This window comes from Roseateles sp. P5_B10 (genome assembly GCF_056400485.1).
Map to the genome: position 1 here is coordinate 1 of NZ_JBFULE010000297.1, position 5,997 is coordinate 5,997.

General features: G+C 68.1%; 4 protein-coding genes. 2 read left to right on the top strand and 2 right to left on the bottom strand.

What is annotated here, in order from left to right; all coding sequences use genetic code 11:
* On the top strand, nt 1–687 hold a 687-nt coding region (locus AC1DU6_RS17385), incomplete at its 5' end, for a sterol desaturase family protein (protein ID WP_477858560.1).
* Here AC1DU6_RS17385 and AC1DU6_RS17390 read toward each other — a convergent pair.
* Both AC1DU6_RS17390 and AC1DU6_RS17395 read right to left on the bottom strand, forming a co-directional pair.
* Complete coding sequence (locus tag AC1DU6_RS17390; protein ID WP_477858562.1) at nt 677–2,683, bottom strand: S9 family peptidase; 2,007 nt, start codon at nt 2,681–2,683, stop codon at nt 677–679. The genes AC1DU6_RS17385 and AC1DU6_RS17390 overlap by 11 nt on opposite strands.
* Complete coding sequence (locus tag AC1DU6_RS17395) at nt 2,680–4,662, bottom strand: S9 family peptidase (RefSeq protein WP_477858564.1); 1,983 nt, start codon at nt 4,660–4,662, stop codon at nt 2,680–2,682. The genes AC1DU6_RS17390 and AC1DU6_RS17395 overlap by 4 nt, the downstream gene beginning before the upstream one ends.
* A gap of 129 nt (nt 4,663–4,791) precedes the next feature.
* Between AC1DU6_RS17395 and nadB the strand changes: the two genes are divergently transcribed.
* The coding region (gene nadB / locus AC1DU6_RS17400; protein ID WP_477858566.1) for an L-aspartate oxidase at nt 4,792–5,997 on the top strand (1,206 nt) is incomplete at its 3' end.

Here is a 5,997-nt window from a genome sequence, read left to right on the forward strand (position 1 = left end):
GTGCTGCTCGTCGTCCTCGTGCTGCCGGCCATGGGCTGGGTCTATGACCACCGCCTGTTCACCGTCGACGTGACTGTCTGGCGCTTCATCGGCCTGTTCTTCCTCGTCGAGTTCCTCTACTACTGGTTCCACCGCGGCAGCCACCGCATCCGCTGGTTCTGGTGTGCCCATGTCGTGCATCACGGCTCGGAGAAGATGAACTTCGGCACCGCGCTGCGCCAGAGCTGGTTCTATCCGATTGCGGGCAACTGGCTGTTCTACCTGCCGGCCGTGTGGCTGGGCTTCGAGCCTCGCTGGGTGCTGTTCGCGCTGTCGCTCAACCTGGGCTACCAGTTCTTCGTGCACACCGGCTGGGTCGGCAAGATGCCGGCCTGGTTCGAGTTCATCTTCAACACGCCGTCCCACCACCGCGCCCACCACGGCCGCAACCCGCAATACATCGACAAGAACTTCGGCGGCACGCTGATCGTCTTCGACCGCCTGTTCGGCACTTTCGTGCCCGAGGAGGCGGCGGTGGACTACGGCCTGGAGCACCCCTTTTACACGCACAACCTGTTCTGGCTGAATGCGCACGAGTGGCGGGCGATGTTCCACGACATGGCCCAGGAGAAGACCTGGGGCATGCGCCTGGCCCACCTATGGAGGCCGCCGGAGTGGCGGCGGCATTACAACGGGTTCAAGGGCTAGTTGGGCCCAGGTGCTTGGCCAGGAAGGCCTCCATGCGCTGCGCGAAGTCAACGCGATTCTTGAGCACCGCAAAGCCATGGCCTTCGCCGGGGTAGGTCACCCAGGCCGGCTCGTTGCCGGCCTCGCGCATGGCCTTGCGCAGGCGCTCTCCGTGGGCCAGAGGCACCCGCAGGTCGGCTTCACCGAAGGCCAGCAGCACGGGCGCCTTGATGCGGGCCGCCTGCTTGACGGGTGAATGAGCGGCGATGAGGGCGGCGTCCTTCTCCGGGTCGCCCACCATGTCGCGCAGCTGGAACTGGCGACCCCACTCGGGGATGTCATCGCGGACCCACCAGGACCCCGCCACATACAGATCCAGGTCGGTCACGGCCACCCAGGCCACGCCGCAGCGGTAGAGCTCGGGGTCCTTGATCAGGCCCATCAGCGTGCTGTAGCCGCCGTAGCTGGCGCCGGCGATGCAGGCCTTGTCGCTGGCGATCTTCTGTTCCTGCGCCCAGCGCAGAGCGTCCGCCACGTCGTCCTGCATGGCCTGGCCGAACTGGCGGAAGCCGGCGCGGAAATGGTCCCGGCCGTAACCGGTGCTGCCGCGAAACTCCGGCTCGATCACGGCGTAGCCTCGCGAGGCCAGGAATTGCGCATAGGCATGCCAACCCCAGGCATTGCCGCGCACCCAGGGTCCACCGTGTACGAGGACGACGGCCGGCAGCGGACCTGTGGCCTCGGCGTTCTTCGTGACCCAGACAGGCAAATCGCGGCCATCGCGTGCCTTGATGCGGTGCAGGTCCATCTGTGCCATCTCGGACGGCTCGATCGCGTTGCGCATGCGGCCCACGGGGCGCCAGACTGATTCGCCCGCGGGCGGCTGGGCCTGGTAGAGCCACAACTGGCCGGGCTCGCGGTCGCTGTAGGAGCGCACCAGCGCCACGACATCGGCCTGGCCACAGCGTCGGCAACTGATGCTGTTGACGCGGCCCGGCATGCGCTCGTCCGCCGCCTTTTGCAGCGCCTGCATGGCGGCGTTCTGCCAGACCGTCGTCTCGGCGTCGGTCGTGACACGCACGCCCAGGGCAGTGCCCGCGGCGTCATTGAGCACACGACCGTTGAAGTCGAAACCCGGTGTCACGACCAGGGGCTTGGGGTCTGGCGCGTGACGTTCGAAGTCGTACAGGCTCAGCACCGTTTCGCTACCGCGCTGGGTGTGCGTCACATAGAGCCGGCCGGYATCGTCGACGGCGTTGATGCCGAAGGGCGCGTTCAGCAGATCGCTTTCGTACAAAGGCTGCCAGTCCTGGCGGCCCGGGCCGCGCCACAGGGCGCCTCGCCGGCCGTCGCGGCGCGTCAGCGCGACGCGCAGCTCGCCGCGGCTGTCGGTCACCCAGCCCACGGTGTCGGGTGGGGCGTTCACGCCGGTCAGCCGCGTGCGGCCGGTGCGGGTGTTGAGCCACAGCGGCGTTTCCAGGTGGCGCTCGTCGGGCGTGAACTCGGCCAGCAACACCTCTTCGTTGACCTCGTTCGGTTGTGGCCGTGGCACGGCCAGCAGGCGGTGGTTCCAGTCCAGCAGACGATCCTGCCGGCTGCCGTCAGTGAAGAATGGCCGCCCCATGCGCCGCACCAACTGTCGGATCTGGCTGCCGTCGGGGTTGATTGCAAACAAGCCAGGCGCGCCATTGGGGCGGCCGCTGCCATCGGACAGGTCCGTGACGCTGAAGACCAGCCGGTCATCGTTGACCCAGTAGGCCTGCGAGATGTCGCCATCATTGAACTGCGCGGTGCGCATCGGCTTGCCGCCAGGGTTGAGGTCGAAGACGCCGAGGCCGACGCGCGGCCCGCCGAAGGTGCTCCTCACGGCGAGCTTGCGGCCCGACGGCGACAGCACGGCCTCGACGATGGTGGGGTCCTTGAAGAAGGCTTCGGCCGGYGGCGGCGCGGCCAGGACCGGGGTCCCCGTGGCGAGCGTGGCCAGCAGGATCAGTGGGGCGAGCAGACGCTGCTTCATGGCTGGTCCAAATGCTTGGCGAGAAAGGTCTCCACCCTGCGGGCGAAGTCCAGTCGGTTCTCGGGCTTGCCGAAGCCATGGCCTTCTTCGGGGTAGCTGACCCATTCCGGCGGATTGCCGGCCGCCTTCAGGGCGTCGCGCATGCGCTTGCCATGCACGATGGGCACGCGCAGGTCTGCCTCGCCGTAGGCCAGCAGCACCGGCGCCTTGATGCGCGAGGCCAGCTTCACCGGTGAGTTGGCGGCCAGCATGGCGGCATCCTGCTTGGGGCCGCCGACCATTTCGGGAAGGGTCAGCTTGCGGGCGATGCTGCTGTCATCGCTCACCCACCACGACCCCTGCACCATCAGCTCCAGGTCCGTCACGGCCACCCATGCCACGCCGCAGCGGTAGAGGTCGGGTTCCCTGGCCAGGCCCATCAGCGTGCTGTAGCCGCCGTAGCTGGCGCCGATGATGCAGGCCTTCTCGCTGGCCAACCCTTCCTTCTGCGCCCAGCGCAGCGCGTCGGTCACGTCGTCCTGCATGGCCTGGCCCCATTGCTTGAAGCCGGCGCGCAGATGCTCCTCGCCGTAGCCGGCGCTGCCGCGGAACTCCGGCTCGATGACGACGTAGCCGCGCGAGGCCAGGAACTGCCCCCATTTGTCCCATTCCCAGRCATGGCCCCGCACCCAGGGCCCGCCGTGCACCAGCACAACGGCCGGGCGCGGCCCCTTGGCATCGTCGGCGCGCGTGATCCACACCGGCAGTTCGCGTCCGTCACGGGCCTTGATGGTCTTGAAATCCATCGTCGCCATCTGCTCGGGGGTGACCGCCTCGCGCACCCGGCCGATGGAGCGCCAGTGGGGCTCTCCGTCGGGCGGTTTACCCAGGTAGAGCCAGACCTTGCCGGGGTCGTGATCGCCGTAGGACTTGACGACGGCCACCATGTCCTGCTGGCCGCAGCGAAGGCAGCTGATGCGGTTGATGAAGCCCGGCAGGCGCTTGTCGGCCTGCTGCTGGAACTTGGCCATGCGTTCATCCAGCCAGACTGTCGCCTCGCTGTCCACCAGCGCCCGCACGCCCAGCACGGTGCCGCCTTCGGTGATCAGGTGGCCGGCGAAATCGAAGCCAGGCGTTGCCACGATGGCGGCCTGAGCGGGCGCTTTCGTTTGGACGTCGTAGCGCGCCAACACGCCTTGCGGGCTTCCTTTGGGCACGTGCGTGACGTAGAGCGTGCCTTTGCTGTCGACGTCGTGGAGCCTGAAGGGCTGCTTCAGCACCGTCGTGTCGTAGAGCTGCTCCCATTGCGTGCTGCCCGGCTTGAGCCAGTAAGCCTGCAGGCGGTCGTTCGTGAAGCTCACTGCTGCGCGGGGCGCGCCGCTGGCGTCGACCAGCCACTGCTGGATGTTGTCGGCCGGTGCCTGAACGGCGACGTCGCGCGTCATGCCCGTGCGAGTGTTCAGCCACAACAGCGCCTGGGTGCGGCGCGAGTAGGAGGTCACCAGCACTTCTTCATTGGGTTCACCGGGCCGTGGCTCGGGCACCAGGCGCAGGCTGTGGCTCCAGTCCAGCAAGCTGTAGTCAGGCTCCCCCTTGTTGATCCCGAAGCGGTTGTCGCGCTCGATGAGCTTTCGCAGCCCGGTGCCGTCCGCGTTCACGGCGAACAGGCCCGGCGGCCGCCAGTTCTCGCCACTCAGGTCCGTGAGGCTGAAGACGAGCCGGTCATCGTTGACCCAATGGACCTGAGTGACATCCTCCTTGCCGAATTGCACGGCTCGCGTCAGCTTGCCACCGGGGGCCAGTTCCAGCACGACGAGGCCGACGCGCTTGGCGCCTTTGGCGGTCGTGATGGCCAGCCGCTTGCCCGAGGGCGACAGCGCGATTTCGCCGATGTCGGCATCGCCAAAGAACACCTCGGCCGGCGGTGGGGCCGCCCGTGCGGCGCTGACGAACAGCAAAAGGCCGGCAACGACGCCGGCCCAGCACTTCAACTTCTCCATATCGCTCCCTGCACTGCTTCGTTGACAGCGGCGCGCAGCATAGGGGAGGGCGTGGCGTAGGCAGCCTGCGTGTGATGGCAATCCTCACCAAGGCGCGGGAGTGCCGGCGCTGCATGACAATGCCCGGCCATGACTGCTGCCCCTCCAGACGACGCGCCCGTCGTCATCATCGGCGCCGGCCTGGCCGGCCTCACCGTGGCCCTGCATCTCGCCGACAGCGTGCCCGTCGTCATCCTCGCCAAGCGGGAGCTGACCGAGGCGGCCACCGCGTGGGCCCAGGGCGGCATCGTTGGCGTGCTGGGCAGCGACGATTCCATCGAAAGCCATGTGCGCGACACCCAGGACGCTGGCGCAGGCCTCGTCGACGAAGCCGCCGCCCGCTTCATCGCCGAGCGCAGCGCCGCGGCCGTGGGCTGGCTGGTGGACCAGGGGGTGCCCTTCACGACCGACGACACCGGCCCGATGGGCCTGCACCTGACGCGTGAGGGCGGGCACGCCGTGCGCCGCATCGCCCACGCGGCCGACGCCACTGGCAAGGCCATCCACGACCAGCTGCTGGAGTTGGCCCGCAAGCACCCCAACATCACGCTGCGCGAGCGCTGGATGGCGCTGGACCTGATCACGTCACGCCATGTGCAGCGAGACGAGCCGCCCCGCGTCTACGGCACCTACGCGCTGGACATCGACACCCAGCGCGTGGAGACGCTGCCAGCACGCGCCGTCGTGCTGGCAACCGGCGGCGCCGGCAAGGTCTACCGCTACACCACCAACCCCGACACGTCGACGGGCGACGGCATCGCCATGGCGTGGCGCGCCGGCTGCCGGGTCGCGAAYATGGAATTCATCCAGTTCCACCCGACCTGCCTTTACCACCCGCAGGAGCGCAGCTTCCTCATCACCGAGGCCTTGCGCGGCGAGGGGGCCTACCTGAAGCTGCCTGAACATCTCGGGGGCACCCGCTTCATGGCCGCCCACGACGAGCGCATGGAGCTGGCGCCGCGCGACATCGTCGCCCGCGCCATCGACTTCGAGATGAAAAAGCACGGCCTGGACCATGTGTGGCTGGACGCCACCCACCTGGGAGAAGCCTTCCTCATCGAGCATTTCCCGACCATCCACGCCCGCTGCCTCAAGCTCGGCATCGACATCGCCAGGCAGCCTATTCCCGTCGTGCCGGCTGTGCACTTCACCTGCGGCGGTGCTGTGACCGACCTGCTCGGCCGCTGCGACCTGCCGGGCCTGTATGCCGTGGGCGAAACCGGCTATACCGGCCTGCACGGCGCCAACCGCCTGGCCAGCAACTCGCTGCTGGAATGCGTGGTGCTGGGCCAGACC